Annotated in this window: 22 protein-coding genes and 1 other annotated feature; of the genes, 6 read left to right on the top strand and 16 right to left on the bottom strand. The window is 43.5% G+C overall.

What is annotated here, in order from left to right:
- Positions 1-8 precede the first annotated feature (8 nt).
- From KHM83_RS03140 to KHM83_RS03160, 5 genes are all read right to left on the bottom strand, one after another.
- Positions 9-728 carry a DUF6873 family GME fold protein gene (locus tag KHM83_RS03140; RefSeq protein WP_213235454.1) on the bottom strand — a complete coding sequence of 240 codons (720 nt, stop codon included), beginning with the start codon at positions 726-728 and terminating at the stop codon, positions 9-11.
- Entirely contained in the window at positions 728-1,606 is an 879-nt protein-coding gene (gene hslO, locus KHM83_RS03145; RefSeq protein ID WP_213235455.1) for an Hsp33 family molecular chaperone HslO, read from the bottom strand. Before hslO ends, KHM83_RS03140 begins: the two co-directional genes overlap by 1 nt.
- Entirely contained in the window at positions 1,603-2,355 is a 753-nt protein-coding gene (locus tag KHM83_RS03150) for a class I SAM-dependent DNA methyltransferase (protein WP_213235456.1), read from the bottom strand. The genes hslO and KHM83_RS03150 overlap by 4 nt, the downstream gene beginning before the upstream one ends.
- Positions 2,356-2,454: 99 nt before the next feature.
- Positions 2,455-3,552 carry a CPBP family glutamic-type intramembrane protease gene (locus tag KHM83_RS03155; protein WP_213235457.1) on the bottom strand — a complete coding sequence of 366 codons (1,098 nt, stop codon included), beginning with the start codon at positions 3,550-3,552 and terminating at the stop codon, positions 2,455-2,457.
- Entirely contained in the window at positions 3,552-4,703 is a 1,152-nt protein-coding gene (locus KHM83_RS03160; protein ID WP_213235458.1) for a M20 metallopeptidase family protein, read from the bottom strand. The genes KHM83_RS03155 and KHM83_RS03160 overlap by 1 nt, the downstream gene beginning before the upstream one ends.
- 314 nt (positions 4,704-5,017) lie before the next feature.
- Here KHM83_RS03160 and KHM83_RS03165 point away from each other — a divergent pair, with 314 nt between their 5' ends.
- From KHM83_RS03165 to dapD, 3 genes are all read left to right on the top strand, one after another.
- The gene (locus KHM83_RS03165) at positions 5,018-6,016 is read left to right on the top strand and encodes an aspartate-semialdehyde dehydrogenase (protein WP_213235459.1); all 999 of its coding nucleotides are present in this window, start codon (positions 5,018-5,020) and stop codon (positions 6,014-6,016) included.
- Between the two features lie 220 nt (positions 6,017-6,236).
- Positions 6,237-6,992: a 4-hydroxy-tetrahydrodipicolinate reductase gene (gene dapB, locus KHM83_RS03170; protein ID WP_246542848.1), complete on the top strand. Its 756-nt coding sequence runs from the start codon at positions 6,237-6,239 to the stop codon at positions 6,990-6,992.
- Positions 6,993-7,058: 66 nt separating this feature from the next.
- Positions 7,059-7,769, top strand: coding sequence for a 2,3,4,5-tetrahydropyridine-2,6-dicarboxylate N-acetyltransferase (gene dapD, locus KHM83_RS03175; protein WP_213235460.1), 711 nt, complete (start codon positions 7,059-7,061; stop codon positions 7,767-7,769).
- Positions 7,770-7,826: 57 nt separating this feature from the next.
- On the opposite strand, the gene KHM83_RS03180 is transcribed toward dapD, so the two are convergent.
- The 3 genes from KHM83_RS03180 to KHM83_RS03190 all read right to left on the bottom strand — a co-directional run bounded on the left by KHM83_RS03180 (position 7,827) and on the right by KHM83_RS03190 (position 10,973).
- Positions 7,827-8,813: a serine hydrolase domain-containing protein gene (locus tag KHM83_RS03180; RefSeq protein WP_213235461.1), complete on the bottom strand. Its 987-nt coding sequence runs from the start codon at positions 8,811-8,813 to the stop codon at positions 7,827-7,829.
- A gap of 323 nt (positions 8,814-9,136) precedes the next feature.
- The gene (gene hpt / locus KHM83_RS03185) at positions 9,137-9,661 is read right to left on the bottom strand and encodes a hypoxanthine phosphoribosyltransferase (protein WP_343213109.1); all 525 of its coding nucleotides are present in this window, start codon (positions 9,659-9,661) and stop codon (positions 9,137-9,139) included.
- Between the two features lie 223 nt (positions 9,662-9,884).
- The gene (locus KHM83_RS03190) at positions 9,885-10,973 is read right to left on the bottom strand and encodes a polysaccharide deacetylase family protein (RefSeq protein WP_213235463.1); all 1,089 of its coding nucleotides are present in this window, start codon (positions 10,971-10,973) and stop codon (positions 9,885-9,887) included.
- A 130-nt stretch (positions 10,974-11,103) separates the two neighbouring features.
- Here KHM83_RS03190 and KHM83_RS03195 point away from each other — a divergent pair, with 130 nt between their 5' ends.
- The gene (locus KHM83_RS03195; protein ID WP_213235464.1) at positions 11,104-11,643 is read left to right on the top strand and encodes a DUF4364 family protein; all 540 of its coding nucleotides are present in this window, start codon (positions 11,104-11,106) and stop codon (positions 11,641-11,643) included.
- A 106-nt stretch (positions 11,644-11,749) separates the two neighbouring features.
- The gene (locus tag KHM83_RS03200) at positions 11,750-13,528 is read left to right on the top strand and encodes a lectin like domain-containing protein (RefSeq protein ID WP_213235465.1); all 1,779 of its coding nucleotides are present in this window, start codon (positions 11,750-11,752) and stop codon (positions 13,526-13,528) included.
- 150 nt (positions 13,529-13,678) lie between these two features.
- Here the strand turns inward: KHM83_RS03200 and KHM83_RS03205 are convergent, their stop codons facing one another.
- Together KHM83_RS03205 and KHM83_RS03210 are read right to left on the bottom strand one after the other, a co-directional pair.
- On the bottom strand, positions 13,679-14,950 hold the full coding sequence (locus KHM83_RS03205) for a bifunctional folylpolyglutamate synthase/dihydrofolate synthase (RefSeq protein ID WP_213235466.1): 1,272 nt from the start codon (positions 14,948-14,950) through the stop codon (positions 13,679-13,681).
- 6 nt (positions 14,951-14,956) lie between these two features.
- Entirely contained in the window at positions 14,957-17,602 is a 2,646-nt protein-coding gene (locus tag KHM83_RS03210; protein WP_213235467.1) for a valine--tRNA ligase, read from the bottom strand.
- Between the two features lie 148 nt (positions 17,603-17,750).
- Positions 17,751-17,991, bottom strand: a binding site (T-box leader).
- 204 nt (positions 17,992-18,195) lie between these two features.
- On the opposite strand from KHM83_RS03210, the gene KHM83_RS03215 reads away from it, so the two are divergent.
- A complete protein-coding gene (locus KHM83_RS03215) occupies positions 18,196-18,753 on the top strand; it encodes a LiaI-LiaF-like domain-containing protein (protein ID WP_213235468.1) in 558 nt (185 codons plus the stop codon).
- 210 nt (positions 18,754-18,963) lie between these two features.
- On the opposite strand, the gene KHM83_RS03220 is transcribed toward KHM83_RS03215, so the two are convergent.
- From KHM83_RS03220 to KHM83_RS03245, 6 genes are all read right to left on the bottom strand, one after another.
- A complete protein-coding gene (locus KHM83_RS03220) occupies positions 18,964-20,292 on the bottom strand; it encodes a peptidoglycan-binding domain-containing protein (RefSeq protein ID WP_213235469.1) in 1,329 nt (442 codons plus the stop codon).
- A gap of 173 nt (positions 20,293-20,465) precedes the next feature.
- On the bottom strand, positions 20,466-21,194 hold the full coding sequence (locus KHM83_RS03225; protein ID WP_213235470.1) for a tRNA threonylcarbamoyladenosine dehydratase: 729 nt from the start codon (positions 21,192-21,194) through the stop codon (positions 20,466-20,468).
- Positions 21,195-22,433, bottom strand: coding sequence for a peptidase T (gene pepT, locus KHM83_RS03230; protein WP_213235532.1), 1,239 nt, complete (start codon positions 22,431-22,433; stop codon positions 21,195-21,197).
- Between the two features lie 5 nt (positions 22,434-22,438).
- On the bottom strand, positions 22,439-23,284 hold the full coding sequence (locus KHM83_RS03235) for an aminotransferase class IV (protein WP_213235471.1): 846 nt from the start codon (positions 23,282-23,284) through the stop codon (positions 22,439-22,441).
- A 151-nt stretch (positions 23,285-23,435) separates the two neighbouring features.
- Positions 23,436-24,779, bottom strand: a complete 1,344-nt coding sequence (locus KHM83_RS03240) for an ABC transporter permease (RefSeq protein ID WP_213235472.1) — start codon at positions 24,777-24,779, stop codon at positions 23,436-23,438.
- The gene (locus tag KHM83_RS03245) at positions 24,772-26,793 is read right to left on the bottom strand and encodes a COG1361 S-layer family protein (protein ID WP_213235473.1); all 2,022 of its coding nucleotides are present in this window, start codon (positions 26,791-26,793) and stop codon (positions 24,772-24,774) included. The genes KHM83_RS03240 and KHM83_RS03245 overlap by 8 nt, the downstream gene beginning before the upstream one ends.
- Positions 26,794-26,811 lie beyond the last annotated feature (18 nt).

Below are 26,811 nucleotides of genomic sequence, written 5' to 3' on the forward strand. Positions count from 1 at the left end.
ATACGCTGTCATTTGTACTGTCCCCGAATGGGATCGGGCAAATAGACAATGCCGCCACAGTCCTCTAGCGGTGTTGGGTTCAGCGAATACCAAGTATAACCATATGTTTTTAAAAAACAATGTATGGCGCTAAAATCAGGATGTTTTTCAATGCAGCCGTTAAAGAGAAGCTGACGGTTAAAAGCCCCTGCACAACCGCCGATAAAGCCGTAGTCATAGCCGCTGAGTCCAACATATCCCTTTCGGATCAGCAGCACATCGAGTCCCTGCGCAGTCATTACCCGTTTTAGATTTTCATCTTCTGTTATAACAGCAGACTGCCCAAGCACAATGGTGCTGCACTGAACATAGCCTTGTTTAACCGCAACATGCTGCAAGTGCTGATCAACTATATGGGCTGCAACTGCTTCATCTGGATTTTTACAGTATACTTTGCCATCAACTTCAACGATATGATAGCCAATATCTGCCGGGTAAGGCGAACAGGGATTTTTAGCGCCAATCTTCATGTTTCCAGCATAAATACCTTCTGCAACATCCGCTATTTGTGTCCATAACATCGGTGAACAAAAAAGCGTTTCGCCAATCCGGCACAAGTGCATATCAGGATGTGATCCCAAATGCATATGCCCTTCAAAAGTCATCGGCATTTTTAAATAGACATGCGTATCACCAAAGAGCCTTTTTAATTGATCAACAACTTCCCCTTGCGCAATCCACAGTCCCATTAGTTTAACGATGCAATCATTGATGTCAGTTCATCGCGCGAAAACATGTATTTTCGATTGCAAAAGTGACAGACGAGTTCGGCTTGACCGTCTTCATCCAAAATGGTCTGCAATTCTGACTGTCCAATACTTAAAAGTGCACCATGCATTTTATCAACACTGCAGTCGCATTGGTACTGAATCGGATAGGTTTCCAGCGCTTCCATGCCGAGCCCCGCTAAAATCTGACTGGCGATCGCTTGAATGGACATGCCCATTTCAAATAAATCTGTCACCGATTTCACGCCTGCCAAATTGGCTTCAAGCTGTGAAACAGTCTCTTCTGATGCACCTGGAAGCAACTGAACAATAAAACCGCCGGCCTGCTGCACAAAGCCTTTGGAATTTAGCAGCACGCCAAGTCCTACCGCAGAGGGCATCTGTTCAGATGCGTAGAAATAGTTGGCAATATCTTCAGCAATTTCACCGGAGATAAGTTCGGTACGGCCAATGAATGGTTCTTTCATCCCGATGTCTCTAATGACGACAACTTCGCCGCTTCTACCAAGCGCCCCGCCGACGTCGAGTTTGCCAACGTCATTGATATGCGTTTCGGCAAGCGGATTAGAAATATAACCCTTTACATTACCATGACTATCCGCAACGGCGACAATAAGTTTCACTTCACCAGTTCCCTTAATTTGCAGGGTTATTTTCTCGTCATCAATTTTACTCATCATGCCCATCATGACGGCACCTGTCAGCGTTCGCCCTAATGCCGCACACGAAATCGGCGAGAGGTCATGTGTCGCACGTGCCTCTTCAACGAGTGTTGTGGTATTGGCAATATAAATCCTAACTTCTCTCGCACTTGATACCGCTGTCATTAATTGACTCATACAATCTCCTCTTTTCTCTTGCATATAAAACAGATGCGTTCAGATGCCGCATGAATTGGCTGGAACGTATCGCCGTCGACGATCTCTTGAACATCAAAATAGGGCATTAACTGTGTTTGAACGACCTCGTTTTCATAAGCGTATTGTTCATGATATTCTTCAATTCTTCGATAATTTCCGGAATCTTCTACAAATAGGGTTAATATAAACACTAGCCGTCTCTGCTCTTCGTCATAACTGTTTTCCCAAATATAGGCGCTGTTTTCAAAAGTCTCTGCAAAGGTCGCATCGCCAATCACTTTCGAAAATTTATAATGTGTACTGAGATCAAAAATAAAGACGCCGCCGCTTTTAAGATGCGCATGCACCTTCTGAAACACTTGCGTCAACTCCCCTTCATCCTTTAAATAATTTAAACCGTCACAGGGTGCAATGACGGCATCGTATCGTTTATTCAGCTGCATTTCGAGCATATTCTGCTGAAAGAATTTCATTCTCACATTGGCTTCATTTGTTTTTTCACGTGCCATTGTCAGCATTTCATCAGAGAGATCAAGGCCATCCATTACAAGCCCCTTTTTAGAGAGCAATATGCTGATTGCCGCAGTGCCGCACCCAATTTCAAGGCCCGTGCGAACTTGGGTGCCATAATGTTTCATAAAAGCGTAGAATTTTTCTGCCCAGAGCTCATATGCGACATCATACTGCATGATGTCATAGACCGCTGCAAAACCAGCGTATGCTTTCATAGACTGTACTCCATTTCAAAGTATTTTAATATCAGATGCCAAAGGCTTTGCCAATCGCATTATAACACGATACATTGGGCTTACCATTTACAAACTGAATTAGCCGTAAGCATAATAGATAATATATCCATAAAGGGTCAATGTCAATACCAGCGGTATCCATTCAAGGTGCGACATATGGAATCCCTTGCTGCGCCAGATCGGCGACGGCACAACCGCACCTAGTCGTTTTAATTGCGCCGCATCACTGACTCTCAGGTCATCAACTTCATGCCCCACTTCTAATAAGTAAAGTTTTTCTGCTTCACTTTTTACAATACGATAGTGTCGACCATTTAAAACAACTTCGTTGTCAACTTCGAATTTTGGAAAATCCCGCTTTAAACTTTTTAGTAGGTAGTAAAGGCCAACACTTGTCAAAAGTGCCAGCACCGTATAAAAAAAGATAACGCCAACCAGCATCGCCGTCGAATCAAAAAGCACTTCCTGTGATGCCGCGACATCCGTTTCGGGCAAGAACGTATTAACCAGATATCCCATTGTCACGGCAATGCCGTTATTCATTGTATGTGCCAACACGCCTGCAAAAATACTGTCCGTAATCTGCACCATATATGCAAAGACAATCCCTAAAATAATGGGACCCAGCAAGTTTTGGGGATTAAAGTGAAAAATACCGAACAAAAGACCACTAAAGATGGCGCCCCACTTGGTACCATAGGCCGTTTCGTATGCATTTAGCACCACACCGCGAAAAAGGCTTTCTTCGCAGATTCCTGCTGTAACGGCAATAATAAACATGAGCATGACGTATTCGTTGCTGCTGCTCGCTGTCGGCAGCCCCAATTCAAAAGCTTCGCTTAGATTTTCAATGATCCAAATAACGAGTAAATTCGCCACTGCAATTATCGGCAAAAGCATCACGGCAACGCCGACGATCTTTACGACAGCTTTAATCGGCAGCCGTTTGATACGAAAAACTTTTTTAACTGATTTGCCCGAAAAAACACTGTAGAGCAGCACTGGCGCAAGTATAATGCCGTATTCTGTTATGAGCAGCCCCGACAAGACACTTCTCGTCTGAACATATGCGCCAAGCGTCAAGAAGACGCCAGCCAAGATAATAAAGAGTGTATTGGCTTCAAGTACGGTATAATCTGAAGGTTTTCTGATCGGTTCTGTCGGTTCAATCATCATTAGTCGAGACTCCCTCTATACTTTAACACTTCGATGTAGGTTCGGAGACCATGCTGCAATGCTTCATGATTAAAATTAAATCGCGCATTGTGAAGCGGATAAATATGGCCGGACGCCTCATTATAGGTCCCGATAAAAAAGAAAAGTCCCGGTACCGCTTCCTGATAAAAAGAAAAATCTTCGCTGATCATCTGCGGTTCCAGAAAGACAAACGCCTCTGCACCAAAATGTGCGACAAAAGCATCATACAGATTCTGGTCATTGATCACCGGCGGGTACATATCTCTAAACATCGTTTCAATTTTAATATCATAAGCCTTTTCAATGCCGTCGAGATAGGCCCTAATACGAGACTTAATGTGACCGTGTACCCCTTTGTCAAATGCCCTTATCGTTCCCTCCAGCCTTGCATGTCCCGCAATAACATTGCGCCTTTCACCAGCAGAAAGCTTACCAACAGTGAGTACAGCAGGCTGAATAGGGCTAATATTACGGGCAATGATTGCTTGAAACGCACTGATGCATTCCCCGGCGACGACAATCGCATCAATGCCATCCTGCGGCATAGCACCATGTGCGCTCTTTGCATGGATATCCACATCAAACTCACCCGTCATGGCCATCATCGGTCCACAGGCAATGCCGATTTTTCCTTCGGGCACTGCGGGATACAGGTGAATGCCATAAATCTCATCTACATGGTATTGTTTTAAATAGCCTGCTTTAACAATTTCCTCGGCGCCTCCCGGCCCCTCTTCAGCAGGCTGAAAGATAAGGACGATATCATCTTTCAAATGAGACCGATGATCGCTCAGATAGCTCGCCAGTCCCAACAGCATTGCCATATGACCATCGTGGCCACAGGCGTGCATATACCCCTCATGCTGTGAATGAACCGAGTGAGAGCTCTTTTCGGTTACAGAAAGGCCATCAATATCCGCACGAAAGGCAATTGTCTTTTTCGCGTTTGTGCCTTTGACAAATCCAATGACACCTGTTCCGAGAACACTTTCATATGGAATATTTAGAGCTTCAAGTGTTTCCTTTATGTAGGCAGATGTTTTGTATTCCTCAAACCCCGCTTCCGGCATTTGATGCAGTGAATTGCGATAAGCTGTCAACCGGTCAGCATATTTTTCATTTAATGTCATATAACGCTCCTCTGTAACACAGTCGTTGTTTTTAGGGACTTAACCGAATAATACCGTTAAAGCAAAAGCCTTAATGGTCATACAGTCTGTCAGCCCCATATAAAATTATTTATGAGCCAAGATTTATATTTATACGATTTTAAATTCATCATAATTATTGACGGAAACTATTGGTAGTGTTAGTATATAAATAATTATTTGGCAGGTCGGAAAAAATATACGAATATGCTGAATTTTCAAGCATTTGATCGTCTTTTACCATTGTCATTATATTTTATAATATATACTGTCAGTATTCAAGTAGGGGGTAAACTATGAAAAAAATTAATTTAGCCGTCGTCGGCGCATCGGGGATGGTTGGCAGAACTTTTTTAAAAGTTCTAGAAGACCGCGATTTCCCGTTTGACAATCTCTATTGTTTTGCATCTAAACGTTCTGCTGGCCAAAAAGTAACTTGCAAGGGCAAAGAGTATACGATAGAAGAATTAACACCAGAATCGTTTGATCGCGATATTGATATCGCCCTATTTTCTGCCGGTGGCGACACCAGTAAAACTTTTGCACCGATTGCTGCTTCCAAAGGTGTTATCGTCGTTGACAACTCCAGTGCATGGCGTATGGACACAACGGTGCCGCTCGTCGTACCAGAAGTTAATCCGGAAGCACTTGCAGACCACAACAACATCATTGCCAATCCAAACTGTTCGACCATTCAGGCAGTGGTTGCACTGAAGCCGCTATACGATGCTTATGGCATCAAGCGAATCGTCTATTCTACTTATCAAGCCGTTTCCGGTTCAGGTGTTAAAGGCTACAAAGATCTTGAGGAGGGTCTCAAGGGCAACGATCTCATGGCATGCTATCCGCATCCAATCGCAGGCAACTGCCTGCCGCATATAGACGTATTCCTAGAAAACGGCTATACCAAAGAAGAAATGAAAATGGTTAATGAAACACGCAAGATCTTAAACGATCAAAGTCTTAAAATAACGGCAACAACCGTTCGCGTTCCAGTCTTCTACAGCCACAGCGAATCCGTCAATGTCGAATTCGAAAAAGACTTTAAAGATATTGCAGAGATAAAAACATTGCTCGCCAATGCAAATGGTGTTATTTTGCAGGATGATCCGGAAAACAATGTCTACCCGCTTGCCAAAGAGGCAACTGGTACAGATCCGGTTTATGTCGGTCGCATTCGCAGAGATGAAAGTTTGGATTCTGGGATCAATCTATGGGTCGTCGCCGATAACATTCGAAAAGGCGCTGCTACCAATGCCGTACAAATTGCGGAAACCCTTATTCAAAATATGTAACCAGCTGCATTCAAAATATTGAATGACACATTCGCTGTCACCGAGATATGAATGAGACAATTTGAATCTTCGTTCACAGTTTAGCACATAGCAATAGCAAGGGCAGAGCACGCAACTCTGCCTTTTTTCACATAATTAATCCGTCCATTATACACACCCGCTCTTTTCGTGTATAATAGGCGTAAATAATAACATAGAGAAAGAAAGAAGGAACGAAATTATGAAGATTATACTCGCCGGTGCCAACGGTACAATGGGGAAACACGTTGCAACGCTCATCGATGCTTCAAATGAACATGAAATCGTCGCCGGTATTGATCAAAAGGAAAATCTCTACCATACTTTTCCCTACTATCAGCATATTGAAGAATTTAAAGGAGAAGCTGACTGCATCATCGACTTCTCGCATTATACGGTTGTCCCTTCTCTGGTTGCATACGCCTTGGCCCATACACTGCCGATTGTCGTCTGTACCACAGGGCTTTCTGATGAGACAGAAGCTTCCATTCTCGAAGCTTCAAAGCGTATTCCCGTTTTCAAATCAGGCAATATGTCACTTGGCATCAATCTGCTCTTAGCGCTCGTGAAAACATCTGCTAAAATGCTGGAAGACCAATTTGATATTGAAATAATCGAAAAACATCATCATCGTAAAATTGATGCACCAAGTGGTACGGCAAAGATGATTGCCAATGGCATCAACAGTGCCCTAGAAAATCCTAAACGTTTGGTATACGGGCGTGAAGGCAATCACTCCAAACGTCAAGATGATGAAATGACCATCCATGCCATTCGCGGCGGTACTATTGTCGGTGAACACGAAGTCATTTTTGCCGGTCTCGATGAAGTCATCGAAATTAAACATACGGCATCATCGCGTACTGTCTTTGCCAAAGGTGCTATTACCGCTGCGGATTATATATTTGGCAAGCCACACGGCCTCTATGATATGGATCATCTTATCTATAATCTGTAATTTCTGCTGTATCAGCTAAACAGAGGCACTGACAATCAAAAGTATTTAAATTGAAAGGGAGATAATATGTCACAGAACTACGATTTAACAAATCCTTATGAAATTGCAAAATTCATTAAGGAATCCACCAAATCGACACCGGTAAAAGCATACGTTAAAGGGACACTGCCAAACAGCGATCAAATTAAAATTTTTGGGGAAGCGCCCTTTTATGTTTTATTCGGCGAAAACGATGCGGTCGAAGCTTTCTTAGACGCGAATAAAGCAACTGTTGAAATGTATGAAATTGAAAATGATCGCCGCAATTCAGCGATCCCGATGCTCGATATCAAAAAGATCAACGCACGCATTGAACCGGGTGCGATTATTCGCGACCGCGTCAAAATTGGCGATTCTGCCGTCATTATGATGGGTGCTGTTATTAATATCGGTTCTGAGATCGGCCCCGGCACGATGATTGATATGAATGCCGTCCTCGGTGCACGAGCAACCATTGGTGCAAACTGCCACATCGGTGCCGGCACAGTTGTTGCAGGCGTCCTCGAACCACCAAGTGCAACGCCGGTTATCGTTGAGGACGAAGTGCTCGTCGGCGCAAACTGCGTTCTGCTTGAAGGTGTTCGCATTGGCAAAGGCGCCGTTGTCGCCGCTGGTGCCGTTGTCACAAAAGATGTGCCCGAAGGCGCTGTCGTCGCCGGCAGCCCAGCGAAAATCATCAAGATGAAGGATGAGGGCACCGCTGAAAAAACACAGCTGTTGGATGATCTTCGGAAATAATCTACAATGATGCTTCAAAATCCCGAGTACTGCCATATGGCGCTACTCGGGATTTTTCTATTCAATCACGTCAAGCATGGGCTCAATGACCTTTTTGATCAATGCGATTCGATCTTGCGCATTTGGCATGAAACTGGCCGTAATGGCTATAACCGATTTAGACTTGACATTCACATAAATCACATTGCCGCCGTCGCCCATTGCTGCAAAACTGTTTTCATCAATGAGCCACCAAAGATATCCATAACCGATATCCCCCCACTGAGTACAACGGCTCTGTTCCCGCGTACTTTCGTCAATCCACGATGCTGAAACCAGTTGATCCCCTTGCCACAAGCCGCCGTCAAGGTAAAGCTGCCCAATTTTCATCATATCCGACGGTGTTAGAAAGAGCCCCCAACTCGCCGTATTGATCCCTTGTGGATCTGCGACCCACCCCCTTGTCAGCTTGTCGTTCATTACGGCAATATGTTCTGCTTGGCTTCTCAGCGTAATATCCTTCGGGACATTGATGCCTAACGGCAAAAAGAGATGCTGATTGGCAAAATCCAAGATATGCTGCTTGGTCACATTTGTCAAAATACCCGATAATATCTGCGGACCACCAATCGCTGCATAATGAAATACGCCGATTGGCTTATGACCGCCCAGCAAATCAAGTGCTGCGTCGACGGGATTTTCGCAGGTAAAAAACTTTTCATAAGGCTCCGTTTCATATTTATAGGGCGCCGTCATCGTCAGCAAATGCCTTATCGTTATCTTTTGGATAGTTTCCTCGCCCGGCAAAACTTTGTAGTCTGGGAAGAAATCCAAAACGCGCTGGTCTATGCTTTGCAAATAACCTTTATCAATAGCAATGCCGATTAATATTGAAAAGACACTTTTGGTTACCGATGCGACGTGGACTGCACTGTTAGCTTGATAACCGTCAGCATAGCCTTCGTATACCATTTGGCCGTCCTGTTGTATGATCATACCGGTTATATTTTCGTGGTCACGTTTTATCACTGATTCCAGTGCTTTTATGTGTTCTCGTTTTATCATGCTTATTGCCTCCTTTAAAAAACATACTGGTAATTGCCGCCTCGAATCGATTCTCACGCACTTTTGCGCGATCTGTCTTTGCGATTTTACCACCGCAGAAACAGCAAGACTTTCGTCTGTATTTCATCTTAAAGGATATCCTGTAACAAAGCATATAATGATTAAAAATGATTTACAAGCACCATTTTAAAATAATTCTTTTCAAACGCAAAAAGCCGATCTTTAACAAATGTTAAACATCAGCTTTATACGCTTAATTGATCCTATTAGATTTTTAACCAATACTTTGCATACGATTCATCAGTGATTGCAGTACAGATGGATCAGTCTACAAAGGCAAAAATATGATCGATATTTCTAAAGTAATCACCATAGTTCAAACCATAGCCTACAATAAATTTGTCTGGTATCTCAAAGCCCACATAATCTGGAATATAAGGTACTTTACGTCTTGAAGGCTTATCGAGCAATACACATGAACGAATGCTTTTAGGATTGCGCTTGCCTAAAATTTCAATGACACCAGCCATCGTAATTGCAGAATCTGTAATATCATCGACGACCAGAACATCATACGCCGACAAGTCAACGTTAATATCTTGAACGATTTCGAGCCTGCCCGTTGACTCTTCACTGTGTCCATAGCTCGACGTCGTCATAAATTCAATCCTAAGCGGCAATTTGATTTGCCTGATTAAGTCAGCCGTGAATATAAAACTCCCCTTTAACAGGGAAATCACCAGTAGATTCTTGCCTTCATAGACACGTGTCAATTGCTGACCGAGCCCTCTCACCCGATGATCGATTTCCTCTTTTGAAAGCAAGACTTCTCTGCGCTTGTTTTCTATACTCATGTTAACCTCCTACACATTTGCAATGTTGAATACTCCTATTTTATCCCAAGTGGCCTCATTTTTCAACGATGAACACAGCCAGGTTACGATTTAAACTTAATTTGTTTTAAAGTTGCCATAATTTCTTTTAAAATAACGAGTATTTTGTTTAATGTGTATTGTATCGATACTAAGATGATAAAGAAAAATATAATCCCGATGATATAAAAATTCAAACTCAACCTCCCATATGAAACGGTTTTATGATCTCTAATACGTCCATGTCGCCATAATAAGAATCAGCGGATGCCGCCGGAACGGAAATGATATCGGGATCTCCGTCGCTGATAAACCGCTCATCCGGATGATCGACAAAGTAATCAAGCCAGTAGCCTAACTGATATTGATTATCACCGCTTTGAACGCGATTGACGAATTGCAGTGTTGTTTCAAAAGCATACAGCGGTTTTTCAGGTCGCCAGCCCACGAGCAGCGCAATGCGGTTATCATAGGGCTTGTCTTCATAAGTGCCGCTAAAAACATAACTGTAAAGCTGATCATTCTGTGGCCGATCGCCAAACGGCAGTGCTATCGTCCTGAAATGAACCGCTGGCAAAAGCGACTCAAAATAATTTGCATTGCCGCCGATAGCTGTTTTGATTTCATTGGAGGTCAATGCTTTTAGCGATGTATGGTGCATCGTATGGTTTCCAAATTCGTAACCGTTTTCCAGTATATAGCCAGCCTTTTTTGAAAATTCACTTGGCTGTCCAAACGGGTTGTCCTTATTTAAATAAAATACGGCATGTCGCCCAAACGCTGGATGTGCCTCACTAAAGGCATTGATAATTCCAACCGCACAGTTGGGGTCAATGCTGCCGTCATCCAAATATCTGAAATTACTGATGTCGCCATCATCAAAAGTTAAGATCACCGGCGTTCTGCCAAACGGCACTTCAATGCGCCCTGATAAATAGGACTGCATCGACGCAAGTGAATAGCCTTCATCGTAAAGTCTTTGCAAATCAGCTTTAAACGCTTCAACGCTGCGCGTGTAATAAGAATTGTCATCGCCTATGCGATGATACATGATGATCATCGTCTTTCCAAGCTCATTAACGCCTGCGCGCTCTGTGCGCCATGCTTTTAAATTTTTCCGATGTTTCTCAGCTTCCACAGAAGTCTTCATCTGACTTTCAACACGAAATAATCTTTTAGCTGCTGTCAGTTCAAACTGCGGCAAGATTGTTTCAGATGATGCAAAGGTGCTCAAACTGCCTGCGGCTACAATCAGCCCCAGTGTCATTGACAATATTAATTTTCTCATGCCTACCTCCCTGTTGTCTTTTTCATTATAAGCCCTAAGCACTGTTTTGAAAATGTATACGCGCATTTTTATTTCCGATAATTTCAATTTATGCTATACTATTTTTTGTACACAGTAAGGGGGTTTCTATTTGTTACAACAAAATTCTGATCGACAGTTAAAGGCAAAAATTATATTGCTTTATTTAATCAATCAATTTTCTGTGCCGTTAACCAATCAGCAGCTGACAGATTTCGTCATGGAACATGAACTCATGAACTATTTTGATCTTCAGCAATATTTAACTGATTTAGTCGAAACCTCAATGCTTGAGTACAGTGCCAGCGAAGGGGAAGATTATTATATCATTACCGAAACAGGCCGCGTCAGCTTGGATCTTTTCTCTGACCGCGTATCTCAGTCACTCAGGCGAACCATTAACGACAGCATTGATTCGAAAAAAAAATCGTTTGTCATTAAGACAAATGTCACCGCTGATTATACAAAAGAAGATGATAATGACTACGAAGTACATCTCACCGTCAAAGAAGGTATTTATACGTTGATGGATATTAAAGTCAATGTCGTCTCCAATAAACACGCAAAGGCCATCTGCGATAACTGGGAGAAAAAAGCACAGTATTTATATGCCGATATTCTCAACAAACTCGTCGATGATACAGAACATTAATGACATACTTCACTTGTTAAGATACAGCGTCAACTGTATCTTTTTTACTTCAAAGCCACTGCTTCACATATTGTAGAATTCAAACGATTTAATATAGGAGGTTAACATGCAAAAAAAAGCAGTTATACTATTGCTAACCTGTGTGCTCTCTTTTTTAGCGCTTCCGAGCTTCGCCATAAGCAGTCAGGATGTGCAGATTGCAAAAGGTGACGTTACACTCAATGGTGTAGCCGTCGATAATCAGCTGATGCCCTATCCGCTTGTAATCTACAAGGATATTACGTACCTCCCAATGACATGGGATTTTTCAAGACTCTTAGGGCTAACACTCGATTTCAGTCCTGATGACGGCCTCCGCATTAACCCCAGTCCTGCAAGCAATCGTCAGAAACTGACCACTGTGGACACGCCTGAAACTGATTTCAATGTTTCACTCGTCAGTTATCCCCTGATCGTCAATGGCGTTCCCATTGATAATACCGTTTCAACATATCCATTGCTCAATATTAACGGCATCACATACTTTCCATTGACATGGGCTTATGCGGTTGATCTCTTTGGGTGGCATTACCATTATTCTGAAGCATCCGGATTGCAGATCGATCCCAAAAGTGATCCCGATGATGCTTTGGATTATATTCCTATTGAAACAACTTTTGACACCATTCAAAACATATATCCCCTTTTAAAAGTAGGACAGCTGCCATCACGTTATCGGACTTTTGACAGCAATGAAACTTTAAAAAAATACTTTTTACGCAATCAGGGAACTGTTAACACTTGCTGGGCTTTTGCCGCCAATTCACTTTTTGAACTCGCCGTTTACAAAAGCACTGGCGAAGTTGTCGATTTCAGCGAAGATCATTTGATTCATCACGCGCCAATTCCGGTTACTTATGATTCCGGCGGTTACTTTAAAATTGCTGCTGCCTATTATTCTAATGGCACAGGGCCCGTACGTGAAGCAGATGATCCGTACAGCGATGATCGCACCAATGATGCCGCAGCGCCTCAATATTTACTAACCGGCTATGCAGAAATTGTAAATGATCTCGATGAAACTAAATCGGCGATCTACAATTTCGGCGGTGCCGTTGCATCAATTTCTCTAAACGAAACGGGATTGACTTATTTCAACAATGCCAACAGCAGTTATTACAACAATGACCCCGAATCATTTGCAACACATGAGCTCGTTCTCATTGGTTGGGATGACAACTTTGCACCGTATCATTTCGATCAAAAACCAAGCAGCCCGGGTGCTTTTATCGCTATGAACAGCTGGGGGGATGATTGGGGGGATGATGGTCTGTTTTATATTTCATATGAAGATGTCAACGTACTCAAAGATGTCTATGCCATTACAGACTTTTCCGCAGCGGATGAGACGACAACGCTCTACAATTATAACCCAACGGGCATCACACGCTATGAAGGCTACGTCGATTACAACTATGCAACTGGGATGAATGCTTTCACCGCTCAAGATGATGAACGGCTTACAGCTGTCAGCTTCTATATCCCGGAACACGATACGCAATATACGGTAAAACTCGATCTTGTAGACGATGGTGAAATCGATCTAATAGATGCCGTTTCAGGCTTTATCGGCACAAAAGGCTATTACACCGTTCATTTGCCAAAACCACTTTTGCTTCGATCCGGTCAAACTTTTTACGTTGCCATCACGCTGGCGAGTGACTACTCCGACTTTCTTCTGCCAATTGAAGGACCATATCCCGGTATTGATTTCGAACTCACAGGGCATCCCAGCGAGAGTTTTATTACCTTAGATCCCGATCGCTTTGACTTCAAAGACTTATCGGAGCTCTATGAAAATGCCAACGTCGGTATTCGAGCTTTTACAAAGCCAGTCAGCAATTAATTTTAGCTTTTCGCCCACTTTAATTGATTGCCAATTAACGATCACTAAAATAAAGGACTGTTTTCATGATCTCATATGAAAACAGTCCTTTTTAGATTGAAAGTGTTGTGTTAAATAGACCTTTTGAATACACTTTTCTAAATGCACTTTTTATAGATAAGCTCTTCGCACCTCTCCTAGAAAATAAAGCGAACCGAAATATACAACGATCACATCTGAGTTAAAGTGCGATTTAACATAGGCAATTGCGTCGGAAACGCGTTCAAATTCACCCAATACCGGCGTCTCAAAATCACATTCAATACGCATTCGCAGCGCCGCCGCATTCAATGCACGTTCACTGGTCGGCCGCGTTGTCACGATACCATCCAAAACAGGCAAGATCGTTCCCAACATCTCTTCTACAGCCTTATCCGCCAAGACGCCCATTACCCCAATGATACGCCGATTCGAATACATGGCGGTCAGGCTTTGAGCCAGCGCTTTGATCCCATGCGGATTGTGAGCGCCGTCAATTAACGTCAGCGGTCTTTCTGCAATACGCTCCATACGCGCCGGCCATTTCACTTCGGATAGGCCACGCCTGTAAGCGTCAGCAGGTATTTGATAACCATAATGTGATTCTAGTTTTTCCAAAACGTTGACAGCTAAATTCGCATTATTTGCCTGATAAGCCGCGGAGAGTCCCAAGGCGATTTTCGAGCCACGATAATTGACAACAACCTTTTCATCCGTGATGTGATCAGTGATTAGGACATCTGGTGATGCCAAGTAAAGTGTATTGTCTTCCGTCTCAGCGGTACATTTCAGTACGCGCATTACCGGCTCTTCCTGCTGACAGGTCACTGTAATGCCACCCGGTTTCATAATGCCGGCTTTAATGGACGCAATGGCTTCCAGAGAATCGCCGAGTATCTGCGTATGGTCCAAAGCAATTGGCGTCATCACAGCAACGAGTGGCGTTGGTATCACATTGGTCGCATCTGCCAAACCGCCGAGTCCAACTTCCAGTATAACGAGATCGCATGCTTTTGCAGCAAAATGATAAAGTGCCATTGCCGTTACCAATTCGAATTCGGTTGGTTTTACAGTCCCCATTTTGTCAACGGCTGCTTTCAACGGCATTACCGTTTCAACGATTTCACGATCCGTAATAGAGTTGCCGTCAATTTGAATGCGTTCATGAAAACCGTTAACAGCCGGTGATATATATACACCAACACGATAACCAGCCGCCTTTAAGACAGAAGCCATCATCATGCAGGTGGACCCTTTGCCGTTTGTTCCTGCTACGTGAATAACCTTTAGACAGCGTTCGGGATTTCCCAGTCTCTTTAAAAGTTCTGTAATGCTTTGAAGTCCCAATCGACTCCCATACTGCTCTGCATCTTTAATAAACTGCCACGCTTCTTCAATACGCATATGTCATCAGCCTTTCAACTTAGCTTCTACCGCAGTAAGACGAACCCGTACTTGTTCAAGCATTTCCGTAAACTTCACTTCTTTTTCACGCTCTGCTTCGATTAATGCCGCCGGTGCCTTTGCAACAAAGCCTTGATTTGCAAGTTTTGCTTTGACGCGCTTTACTTCATCTTCGAGTTTTTTGCATTCCTTTTCTAAACGTTCTTTTTCTTTTTCAAAATCGATAAGATCTTCCAAAGGTAAGAATAGTTCTGCACCATAAACGATGGCAGAAACAGCATCTTCGGGGATTTCCGCTTTTGTCGCCGCCATAACCACCTCTGAACAAGAAGCCAACGTAACGAGGTATTCGCTTTGCGTCATCATGATTTCGCCAATCCCCTCATCCGTTGCGAGCACGAGACACTTTGCTTTTTTTGATGGCACGACATTCATTTCAGCTCTGACATTTCGAATATTTCGAATCGCTTCCATCATAACATCCATTGCCTTTTCTGCTTTTTCTGAAATCATGGCTGTATCCGCTACAGGCCACTGATCACGAATAAGCATACTGCCAGTTCCTGGAATCGACTGCCAGATTTCCTCAGTAATAAAAGGCATAAAAGGATGCAGCAAACGTAAAATATCTTTTAAAACTTTGAGCAGTACGCGTTTAACCGTTTGCTTCGCTGCTTCATCATTTCCATAAAGGCGCTTCTTAGCAAGCTCAATATACCAGTCACAGTATTCATTCCATGTAAATTCGTAAATGCGGTTCGCCGCAAGACCGAGGTCAAATTTTTCGAGTTGTGTTGTAATTTCAGCGACCGCACCATTAAGACGAGAAAGGATCCATTCATCCGCCAAAGTCAATTGATCTTCTGCCGTCAAATCACCGACTTCACCATCAAGGCTCATCAGTACAAATCTAGAAGCGTTCCAAAGCTTGTTGGCAAAGTTCCGCGATGCTTCAACGCGATCGACTTGGAACTTCAGATCATTGCCTGGGCTATTACCTGTCGCAAGCATAAATCGCAGAGCATCGGCACCATATTGATCAATGATCTCCAGCGGGTCAACGCCATTGCCAAGTGACTTACTCATTTTTCGACCTTGACTGTCACGAACGAGTCCATGCAGAAATACGTGTTCAAACGGTGATTCTCCCGTTATCTCAAGCGCTGAAAACACCATTCTGATAACCCAGAAAAAGATAATGTCATACCCTGTAACCAGTACGGATGTCGGATAAAAATATTCGAGCTCCGGTGTTTTCTCAGGCCACCCCAGCGTTGAAAACGGCCACAGCCCTGAACTGAACCAAGTATCGAGTACATCCTCATCCTGTTTAAAATGCGTTCCACCGCAATCAGGACACACATCGGGCATTTCCTTTGCGACGACAATTTTCGAGCAGCTTTGGCAATAATAAGCCGGAATCCGATGTCCCCACCACAATTGTCTGGAAATACACCAGTCTCTGATATTTTCAAGCCAGTTTAAATAAACTTTATTAAAACGATCCGGTACGATTTTAAGATCCTCTTTATCTAGAACATCTATTGCCGGTTTTGCTAATGCATCCATTTTTACAAACCATTGATCGGAAATTCTTGGCTCAATGACAGTATGGCAGCGATAGCATGTACCGACGTTGTGTGCATGGTCTTTCACTTTGACGAGATACCCGCCTGTTTCAAGATCCTTTACCAGCACCTTTCTACATTCATAGCGATCCATGCCGGCGTATTTGCCCATGTCATCACTCATCGTCGCATCGTCATTCATACAGCTAATTTGTTCCAAACCGTGACGCAAACCGATTTCAAAGTCATTTGGATCATGTGCCGGCGTTACCTTCAGCGCACCTGTACCGAATTCAAGGTCAACGTAAGTATCGCCTATGATCGGCAATTCACGCCCAACGAGCGGCAGAATACAGGTTTTGCCAATGAGATGTTGATAGCGCTCATCATTCGGATTGACGGCGACACCAGTATCCGCCAACATGGTTTCAGGACGTGTCGTCGCAATTTCCAGATAGTCATCGCTGTCTTTAATGGGATATTTAACATGCCAAAAGTGGCCTGGTTTTTCCTCATGTTCTACCTCGGCATCCGATAGTGTCGTCTTGCAGTCAGGACACCAGTTAATCAGGCGATTGCCTTTATAGATAAGCCCTTTATCATAGAGCTTGATAAAGAACTCCGTAACGGCTTGATTGCAGCCCTCATCCATGGTAAAGCGTTCACGGTCCCAATCACAAGATGATCCCAGCTTCTTCATTTGATTGACAATAATACGACCGTATTCATCGCGCCACGACCACGCGCGTTTTAAGAATTCCTCGCGTCCCAAATCCTCTTTTGTAAGCCCTTCTTTTTCCTCAATGCTTTTCAGGACACGCACTTCTGTGGCAATACTGGCATGATCCGTACCCGGCAGCCACAGTGCTTCATACCCCTGAAGTCTGCGCCATCGAATAAGCACATCTTGCAGTGTTTGATCCAGCGCATGCCCCATATGCAGCTGCCCCGTGATATTTGGCGGCGGCAATACAATTGTAAACGGCTTTTTATCCGGATTAACCGCGGCCTTAAAACTGCCGGTTTCTGACCACTGTTCATAAATTCGGTCTTCAAACGCCTTTGGATTATACTTGCTATCCATTTGTTCCTCCCTATCTCTTTTAATCAAATAAATTTGCACTAATGATATCCATTTTATAATCTTGTTAATGCTTTTAGGATGCTCTCTTGGATGTTTTACGCTTATTAGGATCGTCTCTTTTCAAAAAATAAAAAGACCCATCCATCCCGTTAGGGACGAATGGACCGCGTTACCACCCTATTTTTACGGCAATTGCCGTAACACTCAAGCCCATTAACGGCGGGAACCGAGTTTTCCTAATTGCTCTCAGAAAACTGTCTCAGAAGCGACCTTCCGCATTAACAGCCAAACGGCATTTTCAGCACTCGTTCCATTGAAAGCATTCAACAGCTCCAGATCCCGTCTCTCTTATGGTGTATTTGCGTACTCCTCTTCGTCTCAGACACATATCAAATTAGCCTCATTATAAATGAGATTCAAACGCTTGTCAACTCTAGGCTTTGGACAATTTTTACAAGCACTTGTCAACAGGTGGACACCGTACAAAATCAAACGGCGTTCAACGGCTTTTCTCACCTTTTCTAATGCCGTTCTAACGACGTTTTAACTTTTTTCTGCGATAATGGTAGCAGAAAAGTACATAGGAGGCATTTATGGACAAACATCGACACAGTGCGCTGGGGATTTTAGTAGTGCTGTTGGGGATTGTTTTAATCATGGATTATTACGGCATTATTCACTTTGATATTGGCAATTTATGGCCGCTTATTCTCATTTTCGTTGGTTATCGTGCTGAACGGGATTATTTCAATGGATATGCCGGCGCCAGACACCTGTTGCTGGGAACCACGCTTATCACTTACGGCATTTATTTTCAGCTCTCAGAACTGCCACTGATGCCATATCAGTTTGAAAACAAATTTTGGCCGATATTCATTATTGGGCCCGGGCTTGGTTTTTTGCAAATGTATTATATGGGACATCGGCCTAAAAAGAATTTGCGCACGGGCACCCTACTCGTTGGCCTAGGCAGCATCTTTTTAATCCAAGAGTTTATGACACTCCATATCCAGCTCTTTTTATATGTCGCCGTCGTTCTCTTTGGCATCTTCTTGATTTCAAAGGATCAGGCACAGCGTGACGACATGGATATTGATACCAAGCACTCTGAGAAAGAAACATCACCTGACAACGAACGTGAGCGCTACTAGCTCAATCCACGCAATGCATTGACGAGAAAACGGTTTAGGATCTAAAAAAAAAGTTAAATTAAGCATTTGCACCTTTTGCAGGATGCGAATCAAAGAACCCCGAAGTTTCATGTTTTATCATGAGAAGCTTCGGGGTTTTTCGCTAGTTTTTTTATGATGATTTGCGCCGTTGTTCACGCAAATTCACACCTTATAGCCCTTCGTACGTCGTTAGTTGACACCTGCTGCAATACGGATTTGTTTTTGATGCCTTTCATCAATCTTATTGGTCGCATGTGTGCGGCTGTTTTTATAGTGAAGGTCGAGCACACCCGCCATACCGTTATCGCCAATGCGATCTAATGTTGAAGCGGCATGCGGCATGCCGGCTAATGAACCCGCGACAATATGATCCAAATAATAGACTAACACAGGACGCATGGTCCATGCGTAATTATAATCCCACAGCTTTTTAATCTTTTCAGTATCCTCTTTGGTCAACGGTTCGATGTCCATATGATTGTGACCATAAGAGAACAGTGCATTAATTTTGACACCTGTGTAATAATCTTCAATCACAATTTTTATCTTACCGCGATAATCTGCGCCGTAAATCGCTTCAGCCATCGGTAAAACTTCTTTAAACCAGTCGAGGTATTCCCCTGTACGCGTCGCGCCACGTGAAACGATTTCCGTCGATTTAACCGTTAGCATGCCAAGCTGTCTAAAGACGCTAAAAGTCCCCGATCCAATAACACCGTCTACTTCAAGACCATAATGAGCTTGCAGCGATTTAACCGCATTAGCAGTCTCTTCTCCATAATACGTCGTGTACGTATCCGCATTCAAATAGCCCAAACATGCCAGCGCTTCCTGAATGACGGCAATATCGTCACTTGTATCACCCTGTGCATAACTGGTCCGGGTGACTTCGCCGATATATCTCAAATTCTCTTCTGTACCGTCAGCATAAGCAATATCATCACTTAAGTTTTCTTCATCAATCGCCGTTTGGGTTGATGTCTTAACATAGCCCATCGAAACGAGCTTGCCAATTGTGTCATTGCCGACGATCCCGTCGGCATCTAAACCATTAGCTCTTTGGAAAGCCTTGACGGCCGCTTCAGTCTTTGGACCAAAATTAACGGTCGGACGGTCAATTGCTAAGTAGCCTTCTTCAATAAGTGCTGATTGAATAAACTGTATTTCTTCACTCTCATCATCATTTCGATAACTGGTTTTGGTCAGAAGTGGTAAGATATCCAAATTTGCCATTTTCGACATGGTGCCGTCACCGACGACGCCATCCGCAGTCAAACCGTATTTTTCCTGAAATGCCTTGACGGCCGCTTCAGTCTTTGGACCAAATGTCGTTGCAAATTCTGATCCCGAGTAAGAACCGTCTATATAGAGCGCAAGCTGTATCAGCTTCACATCTCTGCTTTCATCACCCTTCTTGTATGCAGATGCATCAAAATAGCTTGAATCGGCAAAAGACATACCTAGAAGGCTCGTCAAAGCCAATATGGATGTCAAAAGCAGTGTAATCCTTTTCCTCATAAATTTCCTCCGTTAGTTGCTTTTTTCAGTCATACGCCCCATTGATACTGACTTTCATTCTGTTATCATTTGTGCATCTATGATTGCTAATTTTGCCTGTTATCTTTTTATCATATACCTAACAGCATTCTAACACATTATGTTAACTAATTCAACCGCCTTCTGCCTTCATTTTACTGGGTTTTTGCCGTTAATCCCCTGACAACTGCCGATGCTAAAATCAGCCCCGCCGTCGAGGGGACGAATCCCGTGCTTCCCGGCGGCTTTTTGCGTTTGTTTTCCAAAGCTTTCAGTGTCTCTTCCGGATAAGATGGCGTTATAGGACATTCCGGCGAATAAACCACCTGCAAAGCCTTGATATCACGCTTTTTTAGTTCGTGGCGCATCACGCGCGCCAACGGACAGACAGACGTTTTATAAATATCGGTCAGCGTCAGCATTGTGGGATCAAGTTTATTGCCGGTGCCCATTGAGGAAATAATCGGAATACCTTCACGTGTACATTTTTCGATAATGGCAAGCTTAGCACTTACCATGTCAATGGCATCTACAACAAAATCGTAATCTGATTGAAAGAAATCTGAAAGCCGTTCCGGCGTTACCATTTCTGAAACAACTTCGACGGAAGCGTCGGGATTGATCGCATCAATGCGCTCTGCCATCACTTCTGTTTTTAGACGCCCTATTGTCGAATGCAACGCATGAATTTGACGGTTAAGATTCGTGATATCCACTGTATCAAAGTCAATAAGCGTTAATTTACCAACACCTGACCGCGCCAGCGCCTCAACGGTGAATGATCCAACGCCCCCGATGCCAAAGACTGCAACATGTGCTTTTTGCAGTTTATCAAAACCGTCTTCGCCAATGAGATAACCCAATCGCTGAAACTGTTCCTGCATCTATGCCTCCGACGGCATCGCCGCATAGCGCTTTGCGATTTCAATAAGAATAGAGACGGTTTTCGTCATAGACTGAACGGGAATGTATTCAAACTTTCCGTGAAAATTATGCCCGCCCGTACAAAGGTTAGGACATGGCAATCCCATAAAAGACAGCCTTGAGCCGTCGGTCCCGCCGCGAATCGGCACGACGATCGGCGTAACGCCCTGTGTATGCATTGCTTCTGCTGCCACATCGATCATGTGCATATGCGGTGCCACTTTTTCACGCATGTTATAGTAAGAATCTTTCAAATCAAGCACGATTGTCCCTTCGCCATATTCAGCGTTGAGATAGGCGGCAATCCGTTCAAAACGCGCTTTTTTAATTTCAAATTTTGCCATATCATGATCTCTGATAATATAACGCATCACAGCTTTTTCAACATTACCCTCAAAATCATTGAGATGACTAAAACCTTCATAGCCCTCTGTGTAAGCAGGATTTTCAAATACCGGCAGCATTTCATGGAAAGCCATGCCGATAAGCAGTGCATTTTTCATTTTCAGCTTGGCGTAGCCCGGATGAATATTGCTGCCGTTAATGGTGACAATGGCAGACGCCGCATTGAAATTTTCAAATTCAATTTCTCCAATTTCACCGCCGTCAACGGTATAGCCAAAATCAGCCTTCAACTGTCCCAGATCGAATAAATCTGCACCGCGTCCAATTTCTTCATCAGGTGTAAAGGCGATTTTTATCGGACCGTGAACCGCATCCGGATCATTTAATAAACACTCCGCCATGGTCATAATTTCCGCAACACCGGCTTTGTCATCTGCACCGAGTAATGTCGTCCCATCCGTTACAATCAAATCTTGTCCAATATATTTTTCAAGTGATTCGAACTTCTTCGGCGACATAACAATGCCTTCTGCTTCATTGAGCACAATGTCGCTGCCATCATAGGCTTCAACAACGCGCGCCTTCACATCTTTTCCCGAAAAATCCGGTGACGTATCCATATGTGCAAGGAAAGCTACTTTAGGGCCCAAGCCGTCACAGTTTTTTGCTGGCAGCTCGCCGTAGATATAACCGTTTTTATCCATGGTCACATTCGAAATGCCAATCGCCTGCATTTCCGCTACCAGTGCATCACCTAAAACGCGCTGTTTTGCAGAAGACGGACAGGTTTCCGATGTCGGATCTGATGTGGTTTCAATGGCAACATATTTTAAAAAACGTTCTTTAACTTTCATTGTATTCATATAGCCTCCTCATTGTGTTCATATAGCCGCCTTGTTTCTTCAATGCTTTGATGGACTGTTTCACCAAACTTTTCAATTAATGCTTTAATCGTCGGGTGAGCTGCTGATTCAAATACAGCATTATCTATTTGGGCAATCGGCAGAATGTGTATGGATGTTCCTGAGATAAAACATGCTTCAAAAGCTGCAATATCCTCTAAATACAAATCACTTTCAATCACATTAAGCCCCATTTTCGCTGCAAGCGTCAGCAGCCTTCGCCTTGTGATTCCCATCAGAATATCTTCTGATTTTGCAGAATAAAGCGTGTTGCCCTTTACAAAAAATAGATTTGATTTACTGCCCTCCGCTATTTTATGCGCTTTATTCATAATAATGACTTCAAACGCACCGGTTGCCGACTTCACTTGGTTAATATGTTCAACATAAGCCGTATTCACAATCTTTGCATGCGGCATCGAACGTACAATTTCCGTCGTCACCGTTTTAATTCCCATTTGGTATTGCAGCACTTCAGGATAATACGACGGCACTAAATACAAGCGCTCCTGCCATGCAGACTTCCCTGCAATTTTACCAATTTCAAGGCGTATATTCTGTGCCGTGATGCCATTGACTTGCGCAAGATGTCGTATGCGCCGATACAGTTTTTCGGAAGATACATCGTAATCAGCTGAAACCAAGTCTAAAGAATGTTCAAGACGTGTCAGATGATCGTCAAAAAAGAGCGGCGTGCCTTCCATGAGCCGAATGACTTCATAGACTGGCGGGCATTCCCATATATCATCGGGAAATTTCGTTGTCAACTCACCATCTACATAAAGCCATAATGCTTCTGCCATAATTATGCCTCCAATCCTAAAGCTTCTCTCCTTTAAGTATACGCTGTTTCACCGCATTAAAAAAGTAACAAAATATTAATGAACGCAAAAAAACAGCATGTGCAGCGCCCATTACATACGCACACATACTGTTTTTAAACTTTTTTCAATATTACTCAGTTCGAATTGCTTCAAGTGCGCTAAGGCGCGTCGCCCTAACTGCTGGATAGTATCCGGCAGCCAAGCCGATAAAGGTAGAGAATGCAATGCCGAGCAATGCCAGCCAATACGGAATATCCGACAAGAAACCTACACCGTAATAGCCGCCGCCCTCACTCATGCCGGAGAGGACGGAATTAATGAGAAATGAAATCCCATAACTGATGACAACGCCAAAGACACCGCCAAAGAAACCAATCATCGCTGCTTCAAACAAGAAGAGTCTTTTGATGTCTTTGAGTTCAGCGCCAATAACTTTCATGACGCCAATTTCTTTTGTCCGCTCGTAAATTGACATGACCATGGTATTGGTAATGCCAATCGCAGCAACAAATAGTGAAACGGCACCGATCCCACCGAGAACTGCCTGAATGAGACCGGAAGTCTGCTTCATGTTCTCCAGTGCATCTGTCAGACTGTAGGCTTCATAGCCCATTTCCTTGACCTGCTCCTGTACTTCTTGGACATACTTGACATCATCAACACTTATTTTCATTTGATCGTATTTGTCTTGGTCTTCATTGCTGCGCGAGCGCTTGCGCCCGCCGTTGTCATCATCGTTGTTTTTATTGCGCCTGTCAAAATCAGCTTTAAGCTTGGTGAAGACATCATAATCAATGAAGATGTCCCAAGCATAATCCCAGTCTTCCTCAGAAGTTAACCCCGTTGGTGTAATGACAAAGCCGCGCGGGCGCTTGCCGTCGTAATAGGACGATGACGGCACAACTTCCAGTTTTGTATTCATAACGTCTACAGACGACTGGTTGCTGTATGGATTTCTGGAATTCGGATCGTAGAAATCCTCAGAAACGCGAAAACCCATCAGGACTTCATTGACACCGTCTGCCGACGGCATCGTTCCTTCACTGAGATCAATGTCGAGCTTTTTAAATTTCTCGAGATCTACCGCCATAATGCCCGCCCAGCTTTGGAGTTTTCCGGCGTAAAGCGTACCGTCAAAACGCTTCATCCCCAAGGCGAACTCGACGTGTTCAATATTCTCAAAAGTACTGATTGTCTCGTCATTAAATGCCACTTCACCCTCAGGTACACTGCTGCTTTCGCCTGAATCAGACATGACCATATAACCGCCGCGATTGTTGTATACTTCAATCATGGTGAGGCTGCCGTACTCCTCAAGCTGTTGCTCAAAGGCCTTGTTCATGCCCAGACCCAGTGAAACCATGACGACAATGGAAGCCGTCCCAATAATGACGCCAAGTACCGTCAAAATAGTTCGCGCTTTTCGCCGCAATAGATTCTTAATGCCCATTAGGGCTAATTCTAGACTATTCATCCAAATCCTCCATCGCCTTTAAAAGCTTAGCTTTTCTACGCTTTCTGACGACGATTACGATGGCGACGACGGCGATCACCAAAATACCGCCGATAATAATTTTATTGAGACCTGTATCTGCCGGCTGTTCTTCCGGGAACATTTCATCTTCCATCGGATATTTGTCAAAATCCATTTCCATTGCCGGCATAACCGTATACGTAAACGGCTCTTCGTGGGTTGATACATTGCCAAGTGCATCTTCGAAGGAATAGATGAGCTTGCCGTCAAATGATCCTTCTTCATATGCGTAAGACTGTGCACTGTAGTAATCGCTGTTGCCCGCTTCAAAATTGCCGACAAAATAGCTTGATTCACTGGTTTCTACACCTTCTACTTTTACCATCATGTTATACATCGTGGACTTGCCCATATTGTAGAATTCCTGTTCGATATAGAAAGGCTGTCCCGCATAAATTTCATAAGGAATGATGAGGTCTGCTGTTTCAAGTCTTACGGGCTGTGCAACCGCTATACTGAGGTTTTCAGTCTCGCTGTAAGGCGTTTCCGTTGCATCGTAGGCATTGCCGTTGCCATCTTCGTATTCCATTTTAACGGTAAGCGAATAGATTTTAACGCTAGCGTCAATTTTTGTCTTCAAGACCACTTCGTGCTCATAAATCGCCCCCGGTGCAATGCTGTTGATAAAGAATGAACTTGAAGAATCAACAGGGGTAAACACACTCTCTTCGCCGGTTAGCGTCACTTTGATATTGCGTGTATATTCCGCTGTACTGGTATTTTCAATGAAGAGTTTAAGGGTGTAGTTTTCGCCCGCCAAGACGTTTTCACCACCGTAATCGTAGTGATCAATAATCAATTTTGGCTTGCTGCCCGATTCTGAATCCTCTACGAAAAAGCCCAAGTAACTGTTGATGGTCTGCATGTTTTCACTGGTATCGCCCTTTGCGTAATAATTCACTTTTGCCCAGCCGTCATAATTTTGTTCTGACATGCTTGATTTCGACATAAGGGATACGGTAAACTGCTGCGCTTCGCCGGCTTTCATGCCCCTAACAACCTTTTTCGCAGGTGTCTTTGCGACGAAATCACTTGGATATTCAACGACGAATTCAGCATAGTCAAGATCAACACTGCTGTTGTTTTCTATCGTATAGGTAACGTCAAAGCTTTGATTCGGCTTTAGTGATGTCGGATATTCAACATTGGTGATTTCAACGTTAACGCCAGTTGTATCAACACCGTCAACTTGGAAGTAAAGCGGTACTTCTTTGGTATATTCATTGCCGTAACTATCAATGTAAACGACGTTTGCCGTCAGCGTCTTCACACCTGTTGTAGCATTTTCTCCGGCTTTGATGCGATAACTTGCCAGTTCTGATTTATTGGCTTCAATGGATTGAATTGATTTTGTATCCACATCTTCATCTAGTAAGATCCCGGTATTGGAAAAACCGCTCAGTGTCACGCGGACATCCTTCGCTGCAATGGTCCCTGTATTTTTTAGGTACATGACAATGCCGTCTTCAACGCCTGCTTGAATTGAATCATAGCCGCTTCGATATTCAACAATACCGACAATTGGTTCTACATTGCTGTTGATGACTTCAACATATGCTTTTGATGTCGTTGAATACGATGCGCCATAACGGTTCTCATAATCAAACTGAACGTCAAATTCATAATAGCGCTGTTCAGCAACGGGACTTACGTATAAATTAAAGGTGATGGTTTCTTTTTCTTTTGGGTTTAAGCGGTCAACTTTTTGCGACATGCTGCTGATATCTGATTTAAACGGATGATCACCTTTAATAGTCACACTAACGCTGTTTGCAACATTGGTTGAGTTATTGTAAACGGTCATTTCGTAGGTCGTCGCCTCACCAGCCGTAACGATCTGCGTTTCACCAGCTGTTACGATGCCTACCAATGGTTCAAGTGAATCCGCAAAGACTACGGTTTGGCTCATCACCATCAGCAAGGCCATAATTAATAGGATATATCGCTTTCTCATCTCTTTCCTCCATCGTGT

It is taken from the genome of Fusibacter paucivorans (assembly GCF_018390735.1).
Classification (GTDB): domain Bacteria; phylum Bacillota; class Clostridia; order Peptostreptococcales; family Acidaminobacteraceae; genus Fusibacter; species Fusibacter paucivorans.